Annotated in this window: 22 protein-coding genes; 13 read left to right on the top strand and 9 right to left on the bottom strand. The window is 71.7% G+C overall.

What is annotated here, in order from left to right; all coding sequences use genetic code 11:
* Positions 1 to 87 precede the first annotated feature (87 nt).
* Positions 88 to 1,398, top strand: a complete 1,311-nt coding sequence (locus FRCN3DRAFT_RS0235935; protein ID WP_007514255.1) for a PP2C family protein-serine/threonine phosphatase — start codon at positions 88 to 90, stop codon at positions 1,396 to 1,398.
* A 65-nt stretch (positions 1,399 to 1,463) separates the two neighbouring features.
* On the opposite strand, the gene FRCN3DRAFT_RS47900 is transcribed toward FRCN3DRAFT_RS0235935, so the two are convergent.
* Together FRCN3DRAFT_RS47900 and FRCN3DRAFT_RS0235925 are read right to left on the bottom strand one after the other, a co-directional pair.
* On the bottom strand, positions 1,464 to 1,886 hold the full coding sequence (locus tag FRCN3DRAFT_RS47900; RefSeq protein WP_232794353.1) for an ATP-binding protein: 423 nt from the start codon (positions 1,884 to 1,886) through the stop codon (positions 1,464 to 1,466).
* Between the two features lie 378 nt (positions 1,887 to 2,264).
* Positions 2,265 to 2,534: a GlsB/YeaQ/YmgE family stress response membrane protein gene (locus FRCN3DRAFT_RS0235925; RefSeq protein ID WP_007514253.1), complete on the bottom strand. Its 270-nt coding sequence runs from the start codon at positions 2,532 to 2,534 to the stop codon at positions 2,265 to 2,267.
* Between the two features lie 396 nt (positions 2,535 to 2,930).
* Between FRCN3DRAFT_RS0235925 and FRCN3DRAFT_RS0235920 the strand changes: the two genes are divergently transcribed.
* Positions 2,931 to 3,434 carry a hemerythrin domain-containing protein gene (locus FRCN3DRAFT_RS0235920; protein ID WP_007514252.1) on the top strand — a complete coding sequence of 168 codons (504 nt, stop codon included), beginning with the start codon at positions 2,931 to 2,933 and terminating at the stop codon, positions 3,432 to 3,434.
* A 9-nt stretch (positions 3,435 to 3,443) separates the two neighbouring features.
* On the opposite strand, the gene FRCN3DRAFT_RS0235915 is transcribed toward FRCN3DRAFT_RS0235920, so the two are convergent.
* Positions 3,444 to 4,625 carry a lactate 2-monooxygenase gene (locus FRCN3DRAFT_RS0235915; protein ID WP_007514251.1) on the bottom strand — a complete coding sequence of 394 codons (1,182 nt, stop codon included), beginning with the start codon at positions 4,623 to 4,625 and terminating at the stop codon, positions 3,444 to 3,446.
* A gap of 113 nt (positions 4,626 to 4,738) precedes the next feature.
* On the opposite strand from FRCN3DRAFT_RS0235915, the gene FRCN3DRAFT_RS0235910 reads away from it, so the two are divergent.
* Complete coding sequence (locus tag FRCN3DRAFT_RS0235910) at positions 4,739 to 5,620, top strand: bifunctional 5,10-methylenetetrahydrofolate dehydrogenase/5,10-methenyltetrahydrofolate cyclohydrolase (protein WP_007514250.1); 882 nt, start codon at positions 4,739 to 4,741, stop codon at positions 5,618 to 5,620.
* Positions 5,621 to 5,656: 36 nt separating this feature from the next.
* Here the strand turns inward: FRCN3DRAFT_RS0235910 and FRCN3DRAFT_RS0235905 are convergent, their stop codons facing one another.
* Positions 5,657 to 6,523: an SDR family NAD(P)-dependent oxidoreductase gene (locus tag FRCN3DRAFT_RS0235905; RefSeq protein ID WP_007514249.1), complete on the bottom strand. Its 867-nt coding sequence runs from the start codon at positions 6,521 to 6,523 to the stop codon at positions 5,657 to 5,659.
* A 66-nt stretch (positions 6,524 to 6,589) separates the two neighbouring features.
* Between FRCN3DRAFT_RS0235905 and FRCN3DRAFT_RS0235900 the strand changes: the two genes are divergently transcribed.
* Complete coding sequence (locus FRCN3DRAFT_RS0235900) at positions 6,590 to 7,345, top strand: SDR family NAD(P)-dependent oxidoreductase (protein WP_007514248.1); 756 nt, start codon at positions 6,590 to 6,592, stop codon at positions 7,343 to 7,345.
* A gap of 11 nt (positions 7,346 to 7,356) precedes the next feature.
* Here FRCN3DRAFT_RS0235900 and FRCN3DRAFT_RS0235895 read toward each other — a convergent pair whose 3' ends face one another.
* Positions 7,357 to 9,291, bottom strand: a complete 1,935-nt coding sequence (locus FRCN3DRAFT_RS0235895) for a glycoside hydrolase family 3 protein (protein ID WP_007514247.1) — start codon at positions 9,289 to 9,291, stop codon at positions 7,357 to 7,359.
* A 56-nt stretch (positions 9,292 to 9,347) separates the two neighbouring features.
* Between FRCN3DRAFT_RS0235895 and FRCN3DRAFT_RS0235890 the strand changes: the two genes are divergently transcribed.
* Positions 9,348 to 10,814 carry an MFS transporter gene (locus tag FRCN3DRAFT_RS0235890; protein ID WP_007514246.1) on the top strand — a complete coding sequence of 489 codons (1,467 nt, stop codon included), beginning with the start codon at positions 9,348 to 9,350 and terminating at the stop codon, positions 10,812 to 10,814.
* 16 nt (positions 10,815 to 10,830) lie between these two features.
* On the opposite strand, the gene FRCN3DRAFT_RS47895 is transcribed toward FRCN3DRAFT_RS0235890, so the two are convergent.
* Positions 10,831 to 11,766 (bottom strand): AraC family transcriptional regulator, encoded by a 936-nt coding sequence (locus FRCN3DRAFT_RS47895; RefSeq protein ID WP_007514245.1) that lies wholly within the window; start codon positions 11,764 to 11,766, stop codon positions 10,831 to 10,833.
* Between the two features lie 103 nt (positions 11,767 to 11,869).
* On the opposite strand from FRCN3DRAFT_RS47895, the gene FRCN3DRAFT_RS0235880 reads away from it, so the two are divergent.
* Complete coding sequence (locus FRCN3DRAFT_RS0235880; RefSeq protein WP_007514244.1) at positions 11,870 to 13,132, top strand: amidohydrolase family protein; 1,263 nt, start codon at positions 11,870 to 11,872, stop codon at positions 13,130 to 13,132.
* A gap of 64 nt (positions 13,133 to 13,196) precedes the next feature.
* Here FRCN3DRAFT_RS0235880 and FRCN3DRAFT_RS47890 read toward each other — a convergent pair whose 3' ends face one another.
* Together FRCN3DRAFT_RS47890 and FRCN3DRAFT_RS47885 are read right to left on the bottom strand one after the other, a co-directional pair.
* The gene (locus FRCN3DRAFT_RS47890; protein ID WP_063630330.1) at positions 13,197 to 14,216 is read right to left on the bottom strand and encodes an SDR family NAD(P)-dependent oxidoreductase; all 1,020 of its coding nucleotides are present in this window, start codon (positions 14,214 to 14,216) and stop codon (positions 13,197 to 13,199) included.
* A gap of 155 nt (positions 14,217 to 14,371) precedes the next feature.
* Positions 14,372 to 15,535: a methyltransferase domain-containing protein gene (locus FRCN3DRAFT_RS47885; protein WP_007514242.1), complete on the bottom strand. Its 1,164-nt coding sequence runs from the start codon at positions 15,533 to 15,535 to the stop codon at positions 14,372 to 14,374.
* Positions 15,536 to 15,810: 275 nt separating this feature from the next.
* Here FRCN3DRAFT_RS47885 and FRCN3DRAFT_RS0235865 point away from each other — a divergent pair, with 275 nt between their 5' ends.
* The 6 genes from FRCN3DRAFT_RS0235865 to FRCN3DRAFT_RS0235840 all read left to right on the top strand — a co-directional run bounded on the left by FRCN3DRAFT_RS0235865 (position 15,811) and on the right by FRCN3DRAFT_RS0235840 (position 20,859).
* Positions 15,811 to 16,560, top strand: a complete 750-nt coding sequence (locus FRCN3DRAFT_RS0235865; RefSeq protein WP_007514241.1) for an ABC transporter ATP-binding protein — start codon at positions 15,811 to 15,813, stop codon at positions 16,558 to 16,560.
* The gene (locus FRCN3DRAFT_RS0235860; protein WP_007514240.1) at positions 16,557 to 17,279 is read left to right on the top strand and encodes a hypothetical protein; all 723 of its coding nucleotides are present in this window, start codon (positions 16,557 to 16,559) and stop codon (positions 17,277 to 17,279) included. The genes FRCN3DRAFT_RS0235865 and FRCN3DRAFT_RS0235860 overlap by 4 nt, the downstream gene beginning before the upstream one ends.
* Positions 17,276 to 18,568, top strand: coding sequence for a sensor histidine kinase (locus FRCN3DRAFT_RS0235855; protein WP_007514239.1), 1,293 nt, complete (start codon positions 17,276 to 17,278; stop codon positions 18,566 to 18,568). Before FRCN3DRAFT_RS0235860 ends, FRCN3DRAFT_RS0235855 begins: the two co-directional genes overlap by 4 nt.
* Positions 18,565 to 19,242, top strand: a complete 678-nt coding sequence (locus FRCN3DRAFT_RS0235850; RefSeq protein WP_007514238.1) for a response regulator — start codon at positions 18,565 to 18,567, stop codon at positions 19,240 to 19,242. The genes FRCN3DRAFT_RS0235855 and FRCN3DRAFT_RS0235850 overlap by 4 nt, the downstream gene beginning before the upstream one ends.
* Positions 19,243 to 19,293: 51 nt before the next feature.
* Positions 19,294 to 20,067: a class I SAM-dependent methyltransferase gene (locus FRCN3DRAFT_RS0235845; protein ID WP_007514237.1), complete on the top strand. Its 774-nt coding sequence runs from the start codon at positions 19,294 to 19,296 to the stop codon at positions 20,065 to 20,067.
* 342 nt (positions 20,068 to 20,409) lie between these two features.
* Positions 20,410 to 20,859: a peroxiredoxin gene (locus tag FRCN3DRAFT_RS0235840; RefSeq protein WP_007514236.1), complete on the top strand. Its 450-nt coding sequence runs from the start codon at positions 20,410 to 20,412 to the stop codon at positions 20,857 to 20,859.
* 257 nt (positions 20,860 to 21,116) lie between these two features.
* Here the strand turns inward: FRCN3DRAFT_RS0235840 and FRCN3DRAFT_RS0235835 are convergent, their stop codons facing one another.
* Positions 21,117 to 21,458 carry a hypothetical protein gene (locus FRCN3DRAFT_RS0235835; protein WP_131803477.1) on the bottom strand — a complete coding sequence of 114 codons (342 nt, stop codon included), beginning with the start codon at positions 21,456 to 21,458 and terminating at the stop codon, positions 21,117 to 21,119.
* Positions 21,459 to 22,219: 761 nt separating this feature from the next.
* Here FRCN3DRAFT_RS0235835 and FRCN3DRAFT_RS52210 point away from each other — a divergent pair.
* Positions 22,220 to 23,383, top strand: coding sequence for a DUF222 domain-containing protein (locus FRCN3DRAFT_RS52210; RefSeq protein WP_083401508.1), 1,164 nt, complete (start codon positions 22,220 to 22,222; stop codon positions 23,381 to 23,383).
* Positions 23,384 to 23,484: the final 101 nt, after the last annotated feature.

Below are 23,484 nucleotides of genomic sequence, written 5' to 3'. Positions count from 1 at the left end.
GCGAACCTCGCCGACGCCGTGGACCGTAAGCGGCCGCGGGGGAGTTCGGCCGCTTTGCGCGCCGCGCGAAGCGGGCGCTGCCCTAAAATGGCCGCCATTGACGTTCTGACCCTGGAGAACCGCGCTCCGTTGCCACGTGCCGTGTTCGACCCGCGCCGGCTTGCGGCGGTGCGGGCCACGGGCTTGCTGGACACGCCGGCGGAAGCGCCGTTCGACAACCTTTCTGGCTTGGCGGCGGCGCTGCTGGGGACGCCGTGGGCGTTCGTCACGCTCGTCGATGATCGTCGTTCGTTCTGGAAGAGTTGTATCGGTGTCGATGTGACCGACCCGGCCGAGCGGCAGAACGCGGTCAGTGAGAGCTTCTGCCAGTACGTCATCGATTCGGGCGCCGAGTTGATCGTGACGGACGCGGCGGTCGATCCTCGGACCAGGGACAACCCGTCGGTGGCGTCGATGGGCATCGGCGCCTGGATCGGGTTTCCCGTCCGCTCGCCCGACGGGTTGATCCTGGGCACGCTGTGCGCGGTGGACCGCCGCAGCCGGCAGTGGAGTGACCGGGACATTCTGACGATCTCCGGTCTGGCGAAGGCCGCCTCCAGCGAGGTGGAGCTTCGAGAGACCGCGAGTCGTGCCCAGCGCAGCGCGACGCAGGCCGTGGCGTTGGCCCGCACCTTGCAGGACAGCCTCCTGCCGCCGATGCTGCCGGCCGTGCCCGGCGTCGAGATCGCTGCCCGGTACCTCCCGGCCACGGCGAGCGGCACCGAGGTGGTCGGCGACTTCTATGACCTGTTCCCGCATCACGACCGGTTGTGGGGCGTCGCGCTGGGCGATGTCTGCGGCAAGGGGCTCGACGCGGCGAAGGTGACGGCGTTGGCGCGTTACACGATCCGGGCCGCCGCGACCCGGCAACGGTCACCCGCCCAGGTGCTGGCACACCTGAACGACGCTCTGGCGACGCAACGAGTCGACGATCATCGCTTCCTTACGGCGATCTACGCGGTGCTGCACCCGCCGCGGGGTGACGGCTCGGTCCACGGGAGTCTTGCGCTTGGCGGCCACGAACCACCGCTGCTGCGCCGTGCCGACGGCGGGATCAGCGCCGTGGGTGAGCCGGGAACCGCGCTCGGCATCGTGCCCGATCCCGACCTGACCGACACCCGCTTCGCGCTGCGACCCGGCGACAGCCTCCTGCTTTACACCGACGGCGTGACCGAGGCACGCCACCCACATACACGGGAGTTCTTCGGCGACACCCGGCTGCGCCACGTCCTGCACGCCAACGGCGGCCAGGGCGCCGCGCACCTCGCGCACGCCCTGGAAGCCGCCATTCTGGAATTCACCGAGGGCCACGCTACCGACGACACCGCTCTGCTCATCCTGCACGTCCCCACCGGATAACCGTCCGTCCGGCCCCGCGCCGGCCCGCCCCGGTTGGCCGGCCCAACGCCACCGAGGCCGGCGCGTCAGCCGGTTGGCGGCAGGACCAGGTGGTGCGGCGCGATCGAGGATTCCGGGACGATCTCGAACCACACGGTTTTTCCATGGGTGTGTCGCTGGATGCCCCAGCGGGTCGCGAGGGTGTCTATCAGCCCGATGCCCCGGCCATGCGTCGCGTCGGTCCTGGTGGGGGCGGTGGTGGGTGAGCGGTTGTTGTCATCGGTGACCTCGACGCGGATACAGCCCGATGAGGCCCGGATGACCAGGCGCGCGGACGTGCCTGCGTGCACGATCGCGTTGGTGACGGTCTCACTGGTCAGCAGCATGGCGGTATCGCAGGTATCGGCGGGTAGATCGGCGCTGCAGCACATTCGGCGCACGGCGTGGCGCATGTCCCGGACGGCCATGGGATCACGCCCGATCCTGAACTCCTCGATCCGCTCGGTCATCATGTGAGGAGTCGCAGCCGCGTCCGAGATGGCGTCCGATTCAGGCCGGACTTGTCGGGCCGCGAGGCGGTGAGGACGGGACGCGGATGGGCGGGTGGACGTTGCCGGTGCCGAGTCACTCCGTCCTCCCCTTGCTCACCGCGGGCCGAAACCGGTGCCCTGCGGATGCTCCGCCGCGTTGCGGCGGCATTGCTCTCGACGAGAGTCACACGGATGGCGTGGAACGGTCGGGCCCTGTCGGGGCCGCGACCCACCAACGCGAAGTCGGCGGCCGGCCCGAGGTCGGGTCGGCCGCCGATCTCCGCCCCATCGGCGACGAGCCCGAGGAGACGGCGCGGGAACATCGCGCGGAGGTGGATCGGCGATCTTCCTGTGGTGCTAGATCCGGGCTCCACGCCGGCCGCCGGTCACCGCGCGCACGATGAGCAGGAGAACCACGGCGCCGACGATCGCGGTGATCCAGGTGGAGATGTTGAAGAACGTGTTCAGCGAGTGCACATGGAAAATCACCTTGGCGAGCCAGCCACCCAGCAGGGCGCCGACAATCCCGACGACCCCGGCGACCACCCAGCTCGTCCGCTCACCGGTCAGCTTTTCGGCGATGATTCCGGCGACCAGACCGAGCGCGATCCACGCGATAATACCCATGTTCACTTTCCCGCCTGTTGATGATGTCTGCTGCCGAGGGGTCTACCCGGCGGACCTCCGCCTAATCCCGCTCAATTGCTGAAATCTCGCGCCGTGAAACGCTATTTTCCGCCGCCCCAGTCAGGGGCCGGCCGAGGTGGCGGGGCGCGCGTCGCCTGGGCGCGGCGTCCGCGCGCGTAGGTATGGACCCGGCGGGCCGGTTCGCCACGAACGGTGGCGAGCGCGTCGCCACCCAGCCTCGACCGGCCACCCAGCCTCGACCGGCCTCCGGCCGTATGCGCACCGGCAGGCGACCAGCAGGCCCGCCCGCGCATCGGGCGGCGGCCATCAAAGCGTTTGGGCGGTGATCGCCGGTGGTAACGATGACCGTGGATCAACAAATTAGGGAGATCTTGTATGGCTGACATTGTCGATTTGGTCTACGCGGATCACGATTGGTTGCGGCGCCAGTTCTTCTACCTCGACTACGCCACCAGCAACGCCGAGTTGAAGGCGGTGTGGGAGGTGCTGGCGATCCGGTTGGACACCCACGCGGACGCGGAGGAGACGGTGTTCTACCCGACTCTGCTGAAGAAGGGTGAAGCCGGTGATCCGGAAGACGAGACCGAGGACGCGATCGATGACCACAACAAGATCCGCGACGCGGTCGCCGAGGCCCGCTCCCACCGGGCCGGGAGCAAGGTCTGGTTCGAGGCGGTGGGTGAGGCCCGGACCGAGAACGGCAAACACCTGGACGAGGAGGAACGCGAGGCGATCCCGGATTTCATCAAGAGCACCAGCCCGGAACTGCGTCACCAGCTGGCAATGCGGTGGCTGCAGTTCTACGCCGACCACCAGGCCGGCGCAGGGGTGAACACGAAAAGCAAGGACGCGGCGGACTACATCGAGACCAACAGCTGACCCTGCCGCCTAGCCGCTGACGCGGCGCAGAGCGTCCGGAGTGAGGTCGACCAGGGCGCGATAGCCGTCGACGGCCATGATCAGGTCGGCCTCGGCGAGGATGGAGCGGAGCACGTGGATGACGCCTTCGACGCCGCCGAGGGCGAGGCCGTACGCGTATGGCCGACCGATCCCGACCGCGGACGCGCCCAGGGCCAGCGCCTTGACCACGTCGGCGCCGGAGCGGATGCCCGAGTCGAACAGGACGGGCAGGCCGCCCGCCGCCGCGACGACGCCGGGCAGGCAGTCGAGGGCGGGCAGGCCGCCGTTGGCCTGCCGGCCGCCGTGGTTCGAGCAGTAGATGCCGTCGACGCCCGCGTCGGCGGCGCGGCGGGCGTCGTCCGGGTGCTGGATCCCCTTGAGGATCAGCGGGAGCCTGGTGAGCGAGCGCAGCCAGCGCAGGTCGTCCCAGGTCACCGCGTGGCCGAACGTCATCACCCACTGCAGGACGGCGGCCTGAGGGTCGGACGCGGGGTCGGCGCCGAGCATCGCCCTGAACCGGGGATCGGTGTAGTAGTTCGCCAGGCAGTGTCCGCGCAGCTGCGGGAAGTTCGACGTGGCCAGGTCGCGGGGCCGCCACCCGGTGACCCAGGTGTCCAGGGTGACGACGATGCCAGCGAAACCGGCCCGCTCGGCGCGGCTCACCAGGCTTTCGGCGAGTTCGCGGTCCTTGGGCGTGTACAGCTGGAAGAAACCCGGTGTCTCGCCGAGCTCGGCCGCGACCTCCTCCAGCGGATCAACGGTCAGCGTCGAGGCGACCATCGGGACGCCGGCCCTGGCCGCTGCCCGGGCGGTCTCGAGGTCGCCGTGCCCGCTCTGCGCGCACAACCCGATGACGCCGATAGGCGCGAGGAACACCGGTGCCGGCCACCGCCGACCCCACAGTTCCACCGACAGGTCGCGTTCCGTCGCGCCGACCAGCATCCGCGGTACCAGTCCCCAGCCGCCGAAGGCCGCGTGGTTGGCCCGCTGGGTCGCCTCGTCACCCGCCCCACCGGCCACATACGACCAGACCGACGGTGACAGCGCGCTCGCCGCCCGCCGCTCCAGCTCGTCGAAGACCATCGGCAGCGTCGGCAGGACACCGCTCAGGCCCTGGAGGTAGATCTCCACCTGGTAGTCACCGAACGGCCGCGGAAGCCCGTCACCCACCCCTGATCCCCTCCGTTCCGGGCTGGCGTGGCACGCCTGGTGCTCGCCCGCGCCGTAGCCTGGCATCGCGGCGCGCCCGGCGCCAGGACCGACTCCCAGGAGACCGAGACCGTATGACCGCGCAGATCCTTGACGGCAGGGCCCAGTCGACGGCGATTCTTGATCGCGTCGAGCGGGAGGTGACCGAGTTCGTCACCGCCCACGGCCGCGTCCCGGTGCTCGCGACGGTGCTCGTCGGCGACGATCCGGCCTCCCGCACCTATGTCCGGATGAAGGCGAACCGCTGCGCCAAGGTCGGCATGCAGTCGCGCCGCCTGGAGCTGGACGCGTCGATCTCGACGGAGACCCTGATCGAGGCGATCCGGGAGCTGTCCGCCGACCCGGAGGTCGACGGCATCCTGCTGCAGCACCCGGTGCCTGACCAGATCGACGAGCGGGCGGCCTTCGAGGCGATCGCCCCGTCGAAGGACGTCGACGGCGTCACGAGGACGTCGTTCGCGATGATGGCGTTCGACGAGGGCGGCTTCCGGTCGGCCACGCCGGGCGGGATCATGGCGTTGATCGACGCCTACGACATTCCGCTGGCCGGCAAGCACGCCGTCGTCGTCGGGCGCAGCCCCATCCTCGGCAAGCCGGTCGGCATGCTGCTGCTGGCCCGCAACGCCACCGTCACCTACTGCCACTCCCGCACCGCGGACCTGGCCGACCACGTCGCCCGTGCCGATGTCGTCGTCGCCGCCGTCGGTCGTCCGGCCCTGATCAAGGGTGACTGGATCAAGCCCGGCGCCGTGGTCGTCGACGCCGGCTACGCCGACAACCAGGGCGATGTCGAATACGCCCCGGCCGCGGAGCGCGCCGCCTACATCACCCCGGTCCCCGGCGGCGTCGGCCCGATGACCATCGCCGTCCTCATCGACCAGACCATGCAGGCCGCCCGTGCACGCGAGTCCGCCCGCGCCGGTGACCTCACCCCCGCCGGCACCCCTGAGAACTAGGCGGGCCTGCCCCGTGCTGGCGGCTGTGCCGCCCGGTCACAGGTGTCTGGGGCGGTTGACGAAGCGGCCTTCCTTCGGCGAGTAGAACCAGCCGGCGCCGGCCTTCGTGCCGCCGTCGACGGGGATGTTGTGGCCGGTGACGAACGACGAGAGGTCGCTGGCGAGGAAGAGCGCGACGCGGGCCTGGTCCTCGGGCCAGCCGAGCCGACCGACGGGCGCCCAGGAGGCCCAGAGGTCGTCGTGGTCCTCGTAGCCGGTGAGGTAGTCGACCTGTGGCGTCTGGGTGAGGTCGGGGCCGATTCCGTTGACCCGGATGCCGTGGCGGCCCATGGTCACCGCCAGGCCGGTCGTGAAATGGGCTGCGCCGGCCTTCATGGCGCCGTAGACCGGGTCACCCGGGTAGCCGCGCATCCCCTCGACCGAGTGGATGTTGACGATGCTCCCGCTACGCCGCTCCATCATCGACGGGATGAACGCGCGCGTGACGGCGAAGACGTGCAGCAGGTTGGTCTCGTACATCTGCCGCCACGACTCGGTCGACGACTGGGGGAACCGCGCCAGCGGCCGGTAGTCGCCGACGTTGTTCACCAGCACGTCGACCCGCCCGTGCTCGGAGAGCACCGTGTCCGCCAGCCGTGCCACGTCCTGCTCGGCCCTGACGTCGACAACGTGCGCGCGTACCGTCCCGCCCGCACCCGTCACCTCGGCGCGTAACCGTTCGGCCCGCTCCGGGTCGATCTCGGCGACCTCGACGAGAGCGCCATGCTCGGCGAACAGCCGAGCGATGGCGCCGCCGATCCCGTCGCCACCCCCGGTGACCACGGCGACCCGCCCTTCAAGAAGCCGGTTCCAGTTCTCTATCGACGGCACCTGCGTGGCCCGCCGTTCCTCGCGCCCAATCATCGGGGCACCGTACCCTTCTCCGAAGCGGGCGGCGAGAACAGAGTTCTAGTAGGGGAGAGGTGCGGGATGTTCGAACTGGCGGGGCATGTGGCGCTGGTGACCGGGGCTGGGCAGAACATGGGCGCGGGCGCGGCGCGCGCGTTAGCCGCCCAGGGGGCCATGGTCGCCGTGAACGATCTTTCTCTCGAGCGGGCCGAGGCCACGCGCAAGGAGATCGAGGCGGCCGGCGGGACGGCGATCGCGATCGCGTTCGATGTCCTGGACGCCGACGCGGTGCGGGCGGCGGTGGCGCGGATCCGGGCCGAGGTCGGCCGGCCCGTCGACATCCTGGTGAACAATGCCGGCATTCACCCGGACATGGGAGCCGTCCCGTTCCGCCAGCTCGACCCGGCCCGGTGGCGTGGGCCGATCGACCTGAACATCTACGGCTCGCTGCACTGCATTCACGCCGTGCTCGAGGACATGTGCACGGCGGGCTGGGGACGGATCGTGCAGATCTCCTCCGGCGCCGGCCGCACGGGCCTGAACATCGGCGTCGCGGTCTATGGCACCGGCAAGAGCGGCATCGAGGGCTTCATCCGGCACCTCTCCCAGGAGGTCGCGGCCCAGGGCGTGACGGCGAACAGCCTGGCCCTCGGACTGATGAACAACGCGGCCCGGGGCGACGCGTCGGTCACCGCCCACCTGGCGGCCTCGGTCCCGGCGAAGCGCCTCGGCACCCCCGAGGACGTGGGCGCCGCGGTCGTCTTCCTCGCCTCCCCGGAGGCGTCCTGGCTGACCGGGCAGACCATCAACCTCAACGGCGGCGCCACGACGAACTGACAGCCGCCCGGTCAGCGACGGGCGGTGGTCAGGCCGTAGTCGTAGGGGAAGAGCGGGTCGTAGTCCTTGTCGCCGATGTTGATGGGTTCCTGGGACTCGGCGCGCGGCCAGGTGACCGGGAGGCGACCGGAGTAGGGGCGGTCGCCGAACAGGGTGTCGGCGACGCCGGCGCCCTCGCTGCCCGGCAGCCACGACATGACGAACGCGTCCATCTTCGCGAGCTCGTCGGTGACGATCTGCGGGCGGCCGGCGACGTCCAGGACGACGCAGGTGCTGATGGCGCCGCACACGTGGTCGATGTTCGCGCGGTCGGTGCCGGACAGGTTCAGCGTGTGGCCGTTGCCGACGTCGCCCAACCCCTCCGCGTACGGAGTCTCGCCGATGACGACGACGCCGACGTCGTGGCCCGCGGTCGGCGCGGACGCGTCGGCGCTGTAGGTCACGTTCGCTGCGTAATGCTGAACGCCCTGCAGGATCGTGGTCCCGGGGATGGTGTTCCCGGGGGCTCCCTGCCAGGTGGCGGTCCAGCCGCCCGCCTGGTTGCCGAGGTCGCTCGCGTTCACCCCGGCCACGTAGACGCGCTGGGAGGACCGCAGCGGCAGCGTGTCGCCGTCGTTCTTCAGGAGCACCTGCGACGCGGCGACGGCCCGGCGGGCGACGGCGCGGTGCTCTGGCGAGCCGACCGTGCCGATGTTCCCGCGGTTGGTGAAGGGACGCTCGAAGAGGCCCAGCTCGAACTTGGCCGTGAGGATCCGGCCCACCGCGTCGTCGATGCGCGACATCGGGACCCGCCCGGCCCGTACCTCGTCCAGCAGCGTCCGGGCGAACCGCGGCGCGCTGTTGGGTTCCATGAACATGTCGATCCCGGCATTGACGCCGGCACGGACCTGGGCGGCGTAGTCACCGGGGAGCTGCTGGATCGCCATCAGGTCGCTGACGAGGAACCCGTCGAACCCGATCTTCTCCTTGAGGACGTCGGTGAGCAGCTCCTTGTTCGCGCTCATCCGCACCGGGTTGCCGACGCCGTCCTCCGTCCAGTCGACGCTGGAGTACGACGGCATGATGCTGCCGACGTGGTACTTCTCGACGGCCGTCACGTAGGGCGCGAGGTCGACCTGGTCGAAGTGGGCGCGGTCGGTGACCGTGACGCCCTGGTCGATGGTGTACGCGAAACTGGTGGACGTCCCGTAGGCGGTGTCGCCGTCGCCCGCGAAGTGTTTGGCGGTGGCGAGAACGCGCGTCGGGTCGGCGAGATCCCCGGTGCCCTTGCCCTGGAGACCTTCCAGGACCGTCTCCATCTGGATGACGAGGTTCGGGTCCTCGCCGAAGCTCTCGTAGGTGCGGCCCCAGCGCAGGTCGCGGGAGACGCACAGGCAGGGCGCGAAGACCCACTGCGGGCCGGTCGCCCTGGTCTCGGTGGCGGTGACCCGCGCCGCCTCGCGGACGAGGTCCGGGTCGCGGGTCGCGCCCATCGCGATGTTGTGCGGGAAGATCGTGGCGCCGATGAGGTTGTTGTCCCCGTGCACCGAGTCGGTGCCGTACAGCAGCGGAATCCGCAGCCTGGTGGTGAGCGCGCGCGACTGGAGGCCGTCGACCAGGTTGGCCCAGGCGGACGGGGTGTCGTCGGCTGGCACCAGGGCCGGACCGGACAGCACCGAGCCGAGCCCGAGTGACGTGACCATGGACGGGTCCTTGGCGACGGCGCCACGGTCGGCCTGCGTCATCTGGCCGACCTTCTCGTCCAGCGTCATCCGGCCGAGCAGGTCGGAAACCCGCTGGTCGACCGGCACCGCCGGGTCGAGATAGGGAAAAGAAGCGGGTGCCTTCCCTTTTGCGCATCCGGCCGCCACGACGGGCAGAACGACCGCGGCAATCGCGAGCGCGACCAGGGCGTGTCCGTTCGACAGCCGGGACAAGAGCGTTCTGGACAGTCTCGTTGACGGCACGGTGGAATTTAACCCGGTGGCCGGGCGCGCTCACAGACGGTCTCAGGGACGATCTGGTGATCATCGAGGCGGTGCTCGCACTCGAATCCGCCACGGGGCCCGGCCGTGATGGTGAACTCGTTACAGGCCGGTTTCCGCGGGCGGCGTCGCCGGCCGGGCCCGGCCGGCGGACGCGCGAGGGAGTCGTCATAGCCGCGGCTGGGACAGAGGGCGGGACCGGGGCCACCGCCGCGAGTGCCACCGTCGCGGAGAAGTGGTCGGCGACGCGGCTGGCGTCGGTGGCCGTCTCCTATGCGCTGTTCGTGGTGTTCGGTATCTCCGCCGGCGTCGGCGGCGTGCTGCTGCCGGCGCAGATGGCCGACTACGGCGTGGACGAGGCGACGATCGGCGCGACGTTCTTCACCAGCGCGGCCGGCTACGTCATCGCCAGCTCGCTGACCGGACCCATCGTCGGCCGGCTCGGTACCCGGCGCATGCTGCTCGGCTTCGGCGCGCTGCTCCTGTGTGCGTGGCTCTTCACCTCGACGCGGCCGCCCTTCCTCGTGTTCGTCGTGCTGTCGCTGCTCATGGGCTTCGCGACGGGCCTGCTGGAATGCGTCCTGAACGTCTACCTCACCGCTCGGCCGGGGTCGACGGCGTTGCTCAACCGGTTGCACGCCTTCTTCGGCGTCGGCGCGCTGATCGGCCCGCTGCTCGCGGCGTGGCTGCTGACGTTCACCGGCTGGCCGACCGTGATGCTGGTGCTCGCGGTCGTCACCGCGCCGACACTCCTGGCCGCCGCCGTCACCTTCCCGGCACCCGCCGCCGACCCGCTGCTGACCGCGTCCGCACCCCCGGACGGGTCGACCGGGTCAGCGGCGGGCGGCGGCGGGCGGCCGGCCGCTGGCCTTCCCGCGGTGCTGCGCCAGCCGGCGGTGCTGCTCGGCGCGGGCATGCTGGCCGTCTACGTCGGCCTGGAGATCGCCGTCGGAAACTGGGGTTATACCTACCTTGTCGAGGAACGGTCCGTTTCCGGCCTGCTGGCGGGCTACACGACCAGCGGGTACTGGCTCGGCCTCACCGCCGGCCGGTTCCTCACCACCCCGGTCACCGCCCGGCTGCGGCTGACCCAGACCGGCCTGATGTACGCGTGCATGGCCGGGACGACGGTCGCGGGCGTGCTCGCGTGGGCGGCGCCGGGCACGGCGGGCCTGGCGAGCGCCGCGTTCCTGCTGCTCGGCTTCTTCCTCGGCCCGATCTTCCCGACGGCCATGGCGGTCACGCCGCGCCTGACCTCCGCGGGCCTCGTGCCGACCGCCATCGGGGTGCTCACCGCCGGCGGGCTGGTGGGCGGCGCACTGCTGCCCTGGTTGGCCGGCACGCTGCTGCAGGTCGCGGGAGCGTGGACGTTGTTCCCGTTCGCCATCCTGCTCGCACTCGCCCAGCTGGCCCTGTGGTGGCGCGTCGCGCGCCGGATCGCCGACACCAGCGCCCCGTCGATCGCCGCCAGCCCGGAGGTCCAGATAACCCTGCCGGGCCCGTGATCAGCCTGGCGCGTGATCAGCCTGGCGCGCCGGCCACGCGGCGGCGGTAGGCCGACGGGGTCTCGCCGCAGCGCTGGGCGAACGCGCGGGCGAAGGCGCTGACGTTCTCGAAGCCGACCGCCAGCGACACGTCCAGCACCGAAGGGCCCGGCTCGGCGAGCAGCGCCATCGCCCGCAGCAGCCGGGCCTGTAGCAGGTAGCCGCGCCAGGGCATGCCCAGCTCGGCGGCGAACTGGCGGCGCAGCGTCCGCTCGGACACCCCGATCGCATGGCTCACCGCGGCCGCGGTGACCGTGTCGAGATGCTCGCGGGTGTAGACCATCGCCGCCGCCACCACCGGGTCGGTCGAGGTCGGCAGGCTCAGCGGCTCCTCGTGATCGAGCGACTCGGCGACCAGGTGGGCGAGCGTCCGGAAGAACCCGTCGGAGACCTCGTTGGACTCGGGCCGCGAGATCGGCCAGCGCAGGGCGTAGAGCATCATCTCCCGGATCAACGGGGAGACCGCGAGGATGCGGGCCCGGTCGCCGGGGTACGGCACGATGCGCGGGTCGAACATCACCGACACCGTGCGCACCGCGGCGTTCATCGTCGCCTGGTGCTCCAGGCCCGCCGGGATCCAGGCGGCCTGCTGCGGCGGCAGCAGGTAGTGGCCGGCGGCGGTCTCCACCTCGACGACGCCGGAGACGCCGTACTCGATCTGGTGCATGTCGTGTGAGTGCCAGCCGGTGACCAGCCGCTCGCCCTCGTACTGGTAGCCGCCGCCAAGCGCGGCCCCACCCTGGCGCAGGTCGACCGTGCCACGGTGGATCCGCCCCTGGTCGGTGGTGGGTGGTCCCGGCGAGAACCGTGACCGCGGGCTTTCGGCCAGCCACCTCGCGTCGACGATTTGTGCCGTAGCCTGGTCCGTGGCCGTTTCGGTGGGATTCCTGGCCGAACGTGCGGAGACGGACATGGTGACGAAGCGTACAACTAGCTGAGGGTCAGGCACAGGCCGATGTTCTTCCGTGCCCAGCCGCCTGGCCCCGTCGCCCCGCGTTTGAGGAGGTAAGTGCCAGATGAACATCGACGAGATGATCCTGGTCAGCATCGATGATCATGTGGTCGAGCCGCCGGACATGTTCGACGGCCGTGTGCCGGCGAAGTGGGCGGACCTCGCGCCGCACGTCGAGAAGGGCGAGGACGGCATCGAGCGGTGGATCTACCGCGGCCGCCCGACCGGCGTCTCCGGCCTGAACGCCGTCGTCTCCTGGCCCGCCGAGGAGTGGGACAAGAACCCGGCGAGCTTCGCCGAGATGCGTCCCGGCGCCTACGACATCCACGCCCGCGTCCGCGACATGGACCGCAACGGCATCCTCGCCTCGATGTGCTTCCCGACCTTCACGGGCTTCTCTGCCGGTCATCTCACCCACTACAAGGACGAGATCACCGTCTCGATGATCGAGGCGTACAACGACTGGCACGTCGACGGCTGGGCGGGCGCCTACCCGGGCCGGTTCATCCCGATCGCGCTGGTGCCGACCTGGGACCCGCAGCTGATGGTCAACGAGATCCACCGGGTCGCCGCCCGCGGGGTCAAGGCCGTCACGATGCCCGAGCAGCCCCACCTCGAAGGCCTGCCGAGCTACCACGACATCGACTACTGGGGCCCGGTCTTCAAGGCGATGTCCGACACCGGCCTGGTCTGGTGCCTGCACATCGGCCAGGGCTTCGGCGCCATCAAGGGCGCGCCGGACGCGCCGATCGACAACCTGATCATCCTGGCCTGCCAGATCTCGGCGCTGGCCGCGCAGGACGTCCTGTGGGGCCCGGCGATGCGCTCCTACCCCGACCTGAAGTTCGCGTTCTCCGAGGGCGGCATCGGCTGGATCCCGTTCTACCTGGACCGCTGCGACCGCCATTACACGAACCAGCGCTGGCTGCGCCGGGACTTCGGCGGAAGGCTGCCGAGCGAGGTCTTCCGCGAGCACACGCTGGCCTGCTACGTCACCGACCCGACCACGCTGAAGCTGCGCCACGAGATCGGCATCGACAACATCGCCTGGGAGTGCGACTACCCGCACTCCGACTCGATCTGGCCGACCGCTCCCGAGTTCGTCCTGAACGAGCTGAACAACGCCGGCGCCGACGACGCGGACATCAACAAGATCACCTGGGAGAACGCCTCCCGCTTCTTCAACTGGGACACGTTCGCGCAGATCCCGAAGGAGAAGGCCACGGTCGGCGCTCTGCGCGCGACCGCCACCGACGTGGAGACGGCCATCGTCCCCCGCGCCGAGTGGGCCCGTCGCTACGCCGCGAAGCACGCGGCGGCCGCGTAGCCGGCGCAGCAGTCGACGAGGGGCCCGGGGGCGGCGAAAGCCGCCCCCGGGCCCCTCGTCCGTCTCAGAGAGCGCCGGCGGTCAGCGAGTCGGGTTCGCCGGCACGTTGCCGAACGTTGGCCAGCGCCGCGCTCACCGCGTCCAGCCGGACGGCCTCGAACCGGGCCGCGTCCAACCTGGCTGTGTGGGCCGCATCGGTCAGCGCCGCGGCCGCCGACGCCGCGTTGACCTGGCCGGCCTCGGCCATGGGCGCGTGCGCCCCAGTCGCGTTCACCAGCTCGGACGTACGCCGCCACAGGGCGCGCCGGAACCGGCGGTCGAACACGAGCGGGTTCGGCTGGGCCGGACGGCGGTCGAAGTAGTAGGCGCCGTCGACGAGCCGCGTGCCCTCGACGGTGGCGAGCCACACCAGCGTGTCGGCGGCCTGCTCGGGCGAGCGCAGGAGCGCGCGGAACGGGGAGCGCATGAACGTGCGCACGAACATCGGGCCCTCGGCCCCGAAGTTCGTGCGCACGATGCCCGGATGAAACGACACCGCCCGGACCCCGCCAATTCGTTCGGGCATCTCGGCGGCGAACGCGATGTTCGCCAGCTTTGAGGCGGCATACGCGTCGAGCGCCCGATAGCGGCGGCCGTTGACCATCCGTTCGGGATCGAAACGGGCGAGTCGGCTGCTGCTCATCAGGCTGGCCGTGACGACCACCCGGCCGTCCCACTCGGCGAGGCGCGGCGCGAGCAGCTGGGTCAGGAGAAACGGCGCGAGGTGGTTGACCTGCAGGGTCCACTCGTTGCCGTCCTCGGTGACCGCGCGCCGCGCGCCGCTCATCATCCCGGCGTTGTTCACCAGGACGTCGATGCGTGGCAGGTCGGCCAGCAGCCGCCGGCCCAGCTCGCGCACCTGCGCGAACGAGGAGAAATCCGCGACGTATGCCGTCGCCCCGAGCTCTGCCGCGATCCGCTCGGTGTCCGCCCGCTCGAGTCCGATCAGCGCCAGTCGGTGCCCCTGCCGCGCCAGCTCGCGCGCAGCCGCTGCACCGATACCGCCGTTCGCCCCGGTGACGACGATGACCTTCTGCTGCTTCACAACGCCGACCGTAAAGCGTTGCCCTCCGCCCGGAGCGGCATTGTCACCATGCTGATAAGACATGTCGACCGGCTGACGACCGGTGCCGGCGGCTTCGTGCCGTCCGGCCGGCCGCGGCGCCCCGAGTCGCCGCGGCCGAGGTCGCGATCGGCGGTTCAGGGCCGGCGGCGGTGGACGAGATGGACCAGGCGGGCAAGCTGCCGATAGGGGTCGCGGGAGCCCGCGAGCCATTCGGCGTCGACGACCTCGTCGAGGTCGGCACCGGGGGGCTCGTCGGCCAGGTGGTCGGTGAACGTCCTGATCCCGTACCAGGCGAGCGGTTCGGCGCCCTCGGCGGCGAGCACGGCCCGGACGTGGGACGGGTCGTCGCCGCGGTTGGTCGGGGCCGGGCCGAGCACGACGGGCCCGGGGTGCGTGCCGTCGGTGTCACGGCGCGCCGCCTGGTCATCACGGTCGTGATGGTCGCCGGGCGCCCGGCCGGGGGCGCCGGAATCGCCGGCGCCGGCGTCCGCGAGCTGCTCCAGCACATCGCTCCAGCGCCCCTGCAGGCCGGCGCGCAGCGCCAGGGCAGGGCCGTTCTTGCCGACGACCGAGATCGTGCCGCCCGGCCGGGTCACGTCGACGAGGACGCGCAGGAGCTCCTCCGGCTCCGGGATGAACATGATGACCCCGTGGCAGAGGGCCGCGTCGAAGTCGCGTCCCACCAGGTTGGCCACGTCGAGGCCATCGCCCTGGACGAGCTGGATCCGGTCCCGGACGGCCCGGGGCGCGGCGGCGACGGCGTGGGTGGCCTCGGCCATCATCCGCCGATCCGGTTCGCAGACGGTCACCTCGTAGCCGAGGCTGGCCAGCGCGAGCGCCTGGACGCCGGTCCCGCCGCCGACGTCGACGATGCGGGCGGGGGCGGGCGGCAGATGGGTACGTAGCGCCCGGGTGACGAGACGCTGCCGCACGACTCCGCGCAACGTGGCCGTATGGGCGACATAGTCGTAGTCGGGGACGCCGTCGACCAGGGCGAGAAGCTGGCGGCCGTCGGGCTCGTCGACGGAGCGACGACCGACCTCGACGTCGTCCCCGTCCCCGTGTCCGTTGACGCTGTGTCCGTTGACGCTGTGCCCGTCGACGGTGCCTCCGGCGACGGTGTCGGCATCGCCCGTTCTCGCGACGGTGTCGGTCCGAGAGCTCGTCGCGGCGCGGGCCGGAGCGCGGCCGGGGGTTGGGCGCAGCCGGGCCGGGCCGCCGGCGACCGGGCCGCCGCGAGGCTGCTCGGGAGATGCCTGGTCCAGATCGGGCCGACCATCGTGCAGGTGTCGCCGCATGGCGTTGCGCTCCTTCGTCGTCCGCGTCGTCCCGCGGGCACTCAATGCTGTTTCTCTTCCCCATCCTCAGGTCATTAGTCACGCGAATTACCACAGATGTGTAGATTTTGACAGACAGCGTGCGGCCCGGTCTGTTCGCGCCGATCGCGCCGCGTCGCCCGCCCGTCTCCGTCCCTGGGCGCAGCGGCCGCCGCCGGGCCTCCGCCCGCGGTCGAATCCAGAGATCAGTCCGCGTACCGATGACCGCGAGATCGCCCGGCTGGATTCTTCCGACCATGGAAATCTCACGAACGGCTGAATCGCCCGCGGCCGCCACGACCGAGGCCGCGATAGCCGCCGAAGGGCTGACGAAACGCTACGGCGGGCGTGCCGCGATCGAGGATGTGTCCTTCAGCGTGCGTAGCGGCGCCATCACCGGCTTTTTCGGTCCCAATGGCGCCGGGAAGACCACGGTACTCAAGGTGATCAGTGGACTGGCCAGGGCGAACGCCGGGAAGGTGCTGCTGCACGGCCGGTCGGCGCGCACCGGGGACGCGCGCACGCTGGGGGTCCTCATCGAGCCCTGCGGCGCCCATCCGGGCCGCACGGCCCACGCGCACCTGCGCTCGCTGGCGGCCGTGGCCGGGCTGCCCCGAACGCGGGTGTCCGAGGTGCTCACGCTGGTCGGCCTGGAGCGGGACGCCCGCCGCCCGGTCGGAAAGTACTCGCTCGGTATGCGCCAGCGGCTCGGGCTCGCGGCGGCGCTGCTGGCGGATCCGGACATCCTGATGCTGGACGAACCGACGAACGGGCTGGACCCGCATGGGATCCGGTGGCTGCGGACCCTGCTGCGGGAACGGGCGGACGCCGGCCGCACCGTCCTGCTCTCCAGCCACTCGCTACTCGATGCCGAGCGGCTGGTCGACGACGTCATCGTCATCCACCGGGGACGTGTCGCGCATGAGGGCCCGATCGGTGCCCTCACCGCGCGGGGGTCGTCGCTCGAGGACATTTTCCTTAACCTGACCGGAGCGCGGGACGCATGAACCGGCTGGTCCGCGGTGAGCTGATCAAAATTCTGAGCACGCGCACGGCGCCGGCCTTCGCGGCTGCCTCGGTCGTCCTGACGGCCGCCAACGTCGTGCTCGTCGCTGTTGCCTCGGGGACGCTCGACGAGGTGGGGGAGAAGGAGGAGGCCCTCTCCGGCATGCCGATCCTGTTGCTCCTGCTCGGCGCGGTCGGCGCCGCCGGCGAGTACCGCCACCGCACCGCCGCCCCGGCGGCGCTCGCCTCCGGCGCCTCCCGGGCCCTGCTGCTGCTCGGGCGCGCCGCGGCCTACGCGGTCGCCGGCCTGGCCGTCGGGCTGCTGATGGCGGGGGTGTCGCTCGGCGCGGGCCTGCCGTTGCTGGCCCGGCAGCCCGGGCCCGCGCTGGGCGCCGGTGAGGCGGCCGGTGTCGCGGTGGGACTGCTGGCGTCCTCGGTGCTGGCGGTGCTGATCGGTGTGGCCGTCGGGGCGCTGATCCGCAACCAGGTCCTGGCCGTAGTGGGTGCGCTGGTCCTGACCTTCGTCGTGAACCCGATGATCGATCTCGTCCGGGCGGGCGGGTCGGACTACACGCCGCTCGGCGCGGTCGCGGTGCTGACCCGCATGTCCCACGGGCCGGACCGGATCTCCCTGCTCGCGGCCGCGATCGTCCTGGGCACGTGGACGGTGGGGCTCCTGGCCGCGGCGCTGGCCGGCGAACGTCGCCGCGACCTGGCATGACCGCCGAGGAGGCTGGGCCGCGGCGGAGGCGGGACCACGAGGGGTGGAGCCCCGTCTGGGCACGGGTACGGGCGGCCGTCCTGGCACCGCGCGACGCGCGGGAGGACGGCCCCCGCAACCGGCGCGCGCTGGCCTTCGATCTCCTCGTCGCGGTGGCCGCCACGGTCGCCGAGCTCAGCCTCCTCCTCGACGACGGCCACACCGCGCGCGTGTCGACGGTGCTGCTGGCGGTCGGCTCCGGTGCCCTGCTCACGGCCCGCCGCCGAGCACCGTGGCTGGTGCTTCTCGCGACGCTCGCCCTGGCCGGGACTCTCATGGCCACCGGGGACGCGCCGGCCGGGGTGCCCGTCCTGGTGGCGCTCTACTCGATCGGCGAACGTGACGACTGGCGGCTCGGGCTCGTCGCCTTCGTGCCGACCTCGGTACTGCTCGCGGTGTGGTCCATCGTCTCCGTCCCGGTGACGGCGGGTGCCCTGGCGCTGGGCTGCTACGCGCGGACCCGCCGGCGCTACGTCCGGGCACTCGAGGAACGCGCCCGCCATCTCCAGCGCGAGCGGGACCAGCTCGCCCGGATCGCGGCCCACGAGGAACGCGCGTCGATCGCCCGCGAGCTGCACGACATCGTCGCCCATTCGGTGACCGTGATGCTGCTCGGCGTGCGCGGCGCCCGGGACGTGCTGCGCACCTCACCGGACCGGGCCGACGACACGCTGGCACGGGTCGAGACCAGCGGAGAGCAGAGCCTCACCGAGCTCCGCCGGATGCTGACCGTGCTACGCGCCCCGGGAACGCCCGCCGACTCCCGACCCGCCCCCTGCCTGGGAGACCTGGACGGGCTCGTAGCCGAGTACGGTGCCGCGGGGATCCCCGTCGAGCTGCGGGTGACGGGGGAGCGGCGCCCGCTGCCCGGAGGGCTGGAGCTGTCCGCCTACCGCATCATCGAGGAGGCGCTGACCAACGCCGTGAAGCACGCGCACCCGAGCCAGGTCACGGTCGGACTCGCCTATGGTGACCAAGGCATCGACATCGAGGTGGTCAACGACGGGACGGCCACCGAGCCGATGCGGGCGGCGGCGTTCGGCGCCGCCGCAAACGCCCCCGTGGCCGTCCCCGAAAACGTGCCCGGGAACGCGCCTGGGAACGCGCCCGTGACCGTCGGCCCGGCCGGGCACGGTCTCATCGGGATGCGGGAGCGGGCCGCCGTGCTGGGCGGCGAGCTGGCGTTCGGGCCCCGCCCCGGCGGCGGGTTCCGCGTCGCCGTCCGCCTCCCGGAAACGAGTACCGGATGAGCATCCGCCTGTTGATCGTGGACGACCAGGAGCTGATCCGGATAGGCCTGCGGTTGATTCTCGAGGCCCAGGACGACTTCGAGGTGGTCGGCGAGGCGGCGGATGGCCAGGAGGCGCTCGCACGCGCTCAGGAGCTGCGGCCCGACGTCGTCCTGCTCGACATCCGCATGCCGCGCATGGACGGCGTGGAGACCACCGCCCGCCTGACCGCCGGCGGGCTCACCCCACCGCCGCGGGTGCTCATCCTGACCACCTTCGACCTGGACGAGTACGTGTTCGGCGCGCTGCGCGCGGGCGCGGCCGGGTTCCTGCTCAAGGACGCCTCCCGCGAACGCCTGATCGAGGCGATCCGCGTGCTGAACGCCGGCGACGCGCTGCTGTCGCCCGCCATCACCCGGCGGTTGGTCGAGACGTTCGCCGCGCGCGCTCGGCCGCCCACGCCGCCAACGCCGCCCGGCCTGCTCGACGCCCTGACGCCACGCGAGCGTGAGGTGCTGGTACTGATCGCCCGCGGACTGTCGAACACCGAGATCGCCGGGCGTCTGGTCGTGACCGAGGCGACGGTGAAGAGCCACGTGGGCGCCGTCCTCACCAAGCTCGGTCTGCGCGACCGGGTCCAGGCCGTGGTACTCGCCTACGAGAACGGCGTCGTCGTCGCGGGCGAGCCAGCCTGAGAGGGCCGCCCCGGGTTCGCGGGGTGCCGCCGCTCGGTAGCGTCGGGCGGTGTGGACGGACTCGGGACCTTCGAGGAGCTGATCGAGGAAGGCGCGTCCGTTCCGGTCGAGGGGTGGGACTTCTCCTGGTTCGCGGGGAGGGCCACCGAGGAACGGGCACCGTGGGGCTACGCCGGGACCATCGCCGGGCGGATCGGCGCCGTCGACTCCGTGCTCGAGGTGCAGACCGGGGGCGGCGAGGTGTTCGGCTGGGCGCTGGGCCAGGCCGGCCGGGTGCCGCCGAGGCTGGCCGCGACGGAGTCCTGGCCGCCAAACCGGCGGCTCGCCCGGGACCGGCTGCGCCCCCGCGGGGTCCATGTGGTCGGGGCGGCGGACGACGGCGCCCTGCCGTTCGTCGCCGGATCCTTCGACCTCATCGTGAGCCGGCATCCGGTGGTCACCGGGTGGAGCGAGATCTCCCGGGTGCTGCGGCCCGGGGGAAGCTACCTCTCCCAGCAGATCGGCGCCGGCTCGAACCGCGAGCTCATCGACTTCCTCATGGGTCCCCAGCCGATCGGCGACGCCCGGAGCTCCGACCGGGCCGTCCGGGAGGCCGAGGCGGCCGGGCTCGTCGTGGTCGACCTGCGCCAGGCGGCGCTACGCGCCACCTTCAACGACGTCGGCGCGGTCGTCCACTTCCTGCGCAAGGTCCTCTGGACGATCCCGGGCTTCACCGTCGACCGCTACCGGGACCGACTGTTCGCGCTGCACGAACGGATCCGCCAGGACGGTCCCTTCGTCACCCACGCCCAGCGGTTCCTGGTCGAGGCCCGTCGGCCGGAATGACGGCCCGCGGGCGGCGCGAGGTCGCGAAACTGCGAGGCCGCGAGGCTGCGACGGCCGGTACCGGGGGCGTCCAGGCGTTGTCACCGCCGGAATGGAAATGCAGGCGTGCGGGCGGCTCGAGAAACGCCGGCGGCTTGGGAACATCGCCCGCGCCCTGGGGCTTACCTGATAGGCCGTGAGCCAACGGATACGTCCCGCCACCCGACGCGTCGGCACCGGGAGCCGTGACGGACCGCGTCGGCGTGTGGTGGCTCGGCCCGGACCAGACAACTGGCGCACGGACACGGAGTGCTCGTCCGGCGGCCGGTGCTGCCGACCAAATGAGGAGAGGATCAGCCGGAAATGAACGTCGGCGACCACATCGAGGATCTGTCCGGAGTGGACGAGACGGGCGCGACCCTGCGCCTGGCCGACCTGTTGGCCAAGGGGCCACTGGTGGTCTTCTTCTACCCGGCGGCGATGACCTACGGATGCACCAAGGAGAGCTGCCACTTCCGTGACCTGGCCGATGAGTTCGCCGCCGTCGGCGCCGGCCTCGTCGGAATCAGCGCCGATGACGTCGAGAAGCAGGCGGCCTTCAGCGCGAAGCATTCGTTGGGTTTCCCACTCATCGCCGACACGGACCGGAAGATCGCCGACGCGTTCGGCGTCCGCCGCAAGCGGGGCCCGAACAAGCGCGCCACCTTCGTCCTCGGCGCGGACGGCGTGGTGCTGGCGCGTATCGAGTCCGAGTTCGCCATGAACAAGCATGCGGACGAGGCACTGGAGGCGCTCCGCTCGGCTGCCAAGTAGCCCGGCTGGGAAGTAGCCGGCCTCGAAGTGGCGTCCGCCTCGGCAATGCCCGACGGTTCCGCGAGCCGGGCCACCTGACTCTGGTGGTTCCGGCCCGGCCGCGGGAGCGGTTGACGCGCGTCCTGGCGGTGGGGCCGGCTGCCTGCGGACGACCTCCGGCCTTTCTACTTTTGCCCCACGGCTCCGCTGCTCGGCGCTCGACCGCTCGACCGCTCGACCGCTCGACCGAGGACATTGGGCCGGCGGCGAGGTGACGTCTACCCCTGCCGCGAGTCTCCCGGCGGAGCCTGCGGGAGCTCGGTATCCGTGACCGTCGATGTCGGTCGCGGGTGGTCAACCTCGTCGCGGACGTTATGCAGGTAGTCCTCGAAGGTCGGACGTCGGTCTCCTCGGCGCCCCCAGAGGGCCGCGGCCACGAGCACGATGGGGGCCATGGCGAGATTGAGCGCGCGGCGGCCCAGGCGACGGGCGAGCGCGAGCAGCTCCCTGAGCGCCTGCCAGGGGTGCGCGATGGTCACGGCCGTCACGACAAGGACCGCCCCGCCGCGGCTGATCCCCCCGAAGTCGTCGACGTCGTTCCGTTCGTTCTTTCCAGTCACGGCGTTCTCTCTGGTCACGGCGTTCTCTCCGGTCACGGCGGGAAACTCAGGGCCGGGAAACTCAGGGCGAGGAAGGGCGAGGGTGATCACGGTGCCTTTTCCGCCAGTTCCCACTGTCGTTCCTCCGGCGCGCGCTCCTAGCCCGCCTGCGCGTCCTGGTCCGTTCCCCGGCTCCTACTCTCTCAGTCGCCCTCCTCCGCCGCCCGACCATCGTTCCGCGGAGGTAGTGGCCGCTGCTCGCCCGCCCGGCAGCCGCTCGCCCGCCCGGCTGCCGCTCGATCGGCGGGAGCGAGCGCTGTTCCGGCGGCGGAGGCGCAGGGCGCCGCGGCCAACCCCGCCTGGCCCGGGTTCCGTGCGCTCTGCCTCGCCCCACTCGCGTTCCGCGGAACGCGAAGATCGGCGCATGGTGGAGGCGCAGGGCGCCGCGGCCGACCCCGCCTGGCCCGGGTTCCGTGCGCTCTGCCTCGCCCCACTCGCGTTCCGCGGAACGCGAAGATCGGCGCATGGTGGATCAGAGCCGCTGATGGAAGACCGGCACGCTCGGCCGGGCTTGCTGCCTGTCGCCTCCCGAGAGCCGGCGAAGATCCAGCCGCAGCCGCAGCCGCAGCCGCAGCCGCGGTCGCGGTCGCGGTAGTGGACGCGGTCATGGCGAGCACCTGACGGGGGAGGGCTCGGCGTCCCGAGATTGTCGGAGGCGGGTGGGAGCCTTGGCGTGCGGTTGATCCAGCCCTTGGACCTGGGGGATCTTGATGGCCACTCTCATGATCGATGCGGCGACTGGTCCGGCGACGACTGGTCCGGCGGCCTTTGACGAGGTGACGGTCCAGGCGGGTGATGCGGACTCGGCACCGTTGGAGGTGCTGGAGCGGGAGATCTGCGGATGGGCGGGGCGGATCGCGGCGGCGACGTGTCGGATGTTGCTGCTGCTCGCGGAGTTCGACCGCCGGGGTGGCTGGTCGGGGCTGGGGATGGCGTCGTGCGGGCACTGGCTGGCGTGGCGGTGCGGGCTGAGCGTGCGCACGGCGCAGGAGCACGTGGCGGTCGGGCGCGCGCTGGAGAAGCTGCCGGCGGTGCGGGCGGCGTTCGCGGCGGGACAGCTGTCGTACTCGAAGGTGCGCGCCGTGGCACGGGTCGCTGACGCGGATACGGAGTCGACCTGGCTGGCGCATGCCCTGCACTGCTCGGCGGGGCAGCTGGAACGCCTGGCGTCGCGGTATCACCAGTTGACGGCCGACCCCACCGCGCAGCGGGCGGCGCGGAAGGCGACCTGGAGTACCCGTTCGGATGGCCTGTTTCGGTTGTCAGCGGTGCTGACGGCCCAGGAAGGCGCCCGGCTCGCGGCGGCGATCGACGCGGCTCGGGCCAGCCTGGACGACGTCTCTGCGCCGGCCGGGAGCGAGGCGGCGTTGTCCGATGGAGAAGTGGTGGTCGCGCCGCGCGACCGTCGCGCCGACGCCGACGCGCTGGTGGTCTTGGCGGATGGGTTTCTGCGTCGTCCGGCACCCGGCCTGCTGGACCAGGTACACACGCTGACCGTGCACATCGACGCGGACACCCTGCTCGCCGTGCGCGGGGCGGGCGGGGCGGGCGGGGCGGGCGGCGAGATCGTCGGAACCGGCCCGGAGGCCGCGGACCGGACTGACTCCGCCGGGCATGGGGCTGCCGGGCCGACCGCCGCGGAGCGGGAGATCGACGAGCCGGGGATCGACGAGCCGGGGATCGATGGATTCGTCCTCCTGCCGGCGCCCCGTCTCGACCCGGGTGCCCGGCCTGCCGAGACGCTCGCCGGCGCGGTCGGGCAGGTGGCGCCTCACGCGATCCACACCCGTGCCGGCGGCCGGCTCAGCTGGGACGACTCGCTCTATGTCCTCATGCAGCACCGGCGCCTACCCGACCAACCGCTCGCGGGCGGAAGGGCTGCATGACCACGCCCGATCGGCGCTGGTGGTAGACGTCGGGCCGGCGGTAGACGCCGGGCTTGTCGAGTCGGTATGCCTCAGGCAGCCCGCGGCCGACCTCTTGGCGG

The organism is Pseudofrankia saprophytica (assembly GCF_000235425.2).
In the GTDB taxonomy this organism is placed as follows: domain Bacteria; phylum Actinomycetota; class Actinomycetes; order Frankiales; family Frankiaceae; genus Pseudofrankia; species Pseudofrankia saprophytica.
Note: the sequence above shows the minus strand (reverse complement) of the source record. Positions and strands in the feature narration are given on the sequence as shown.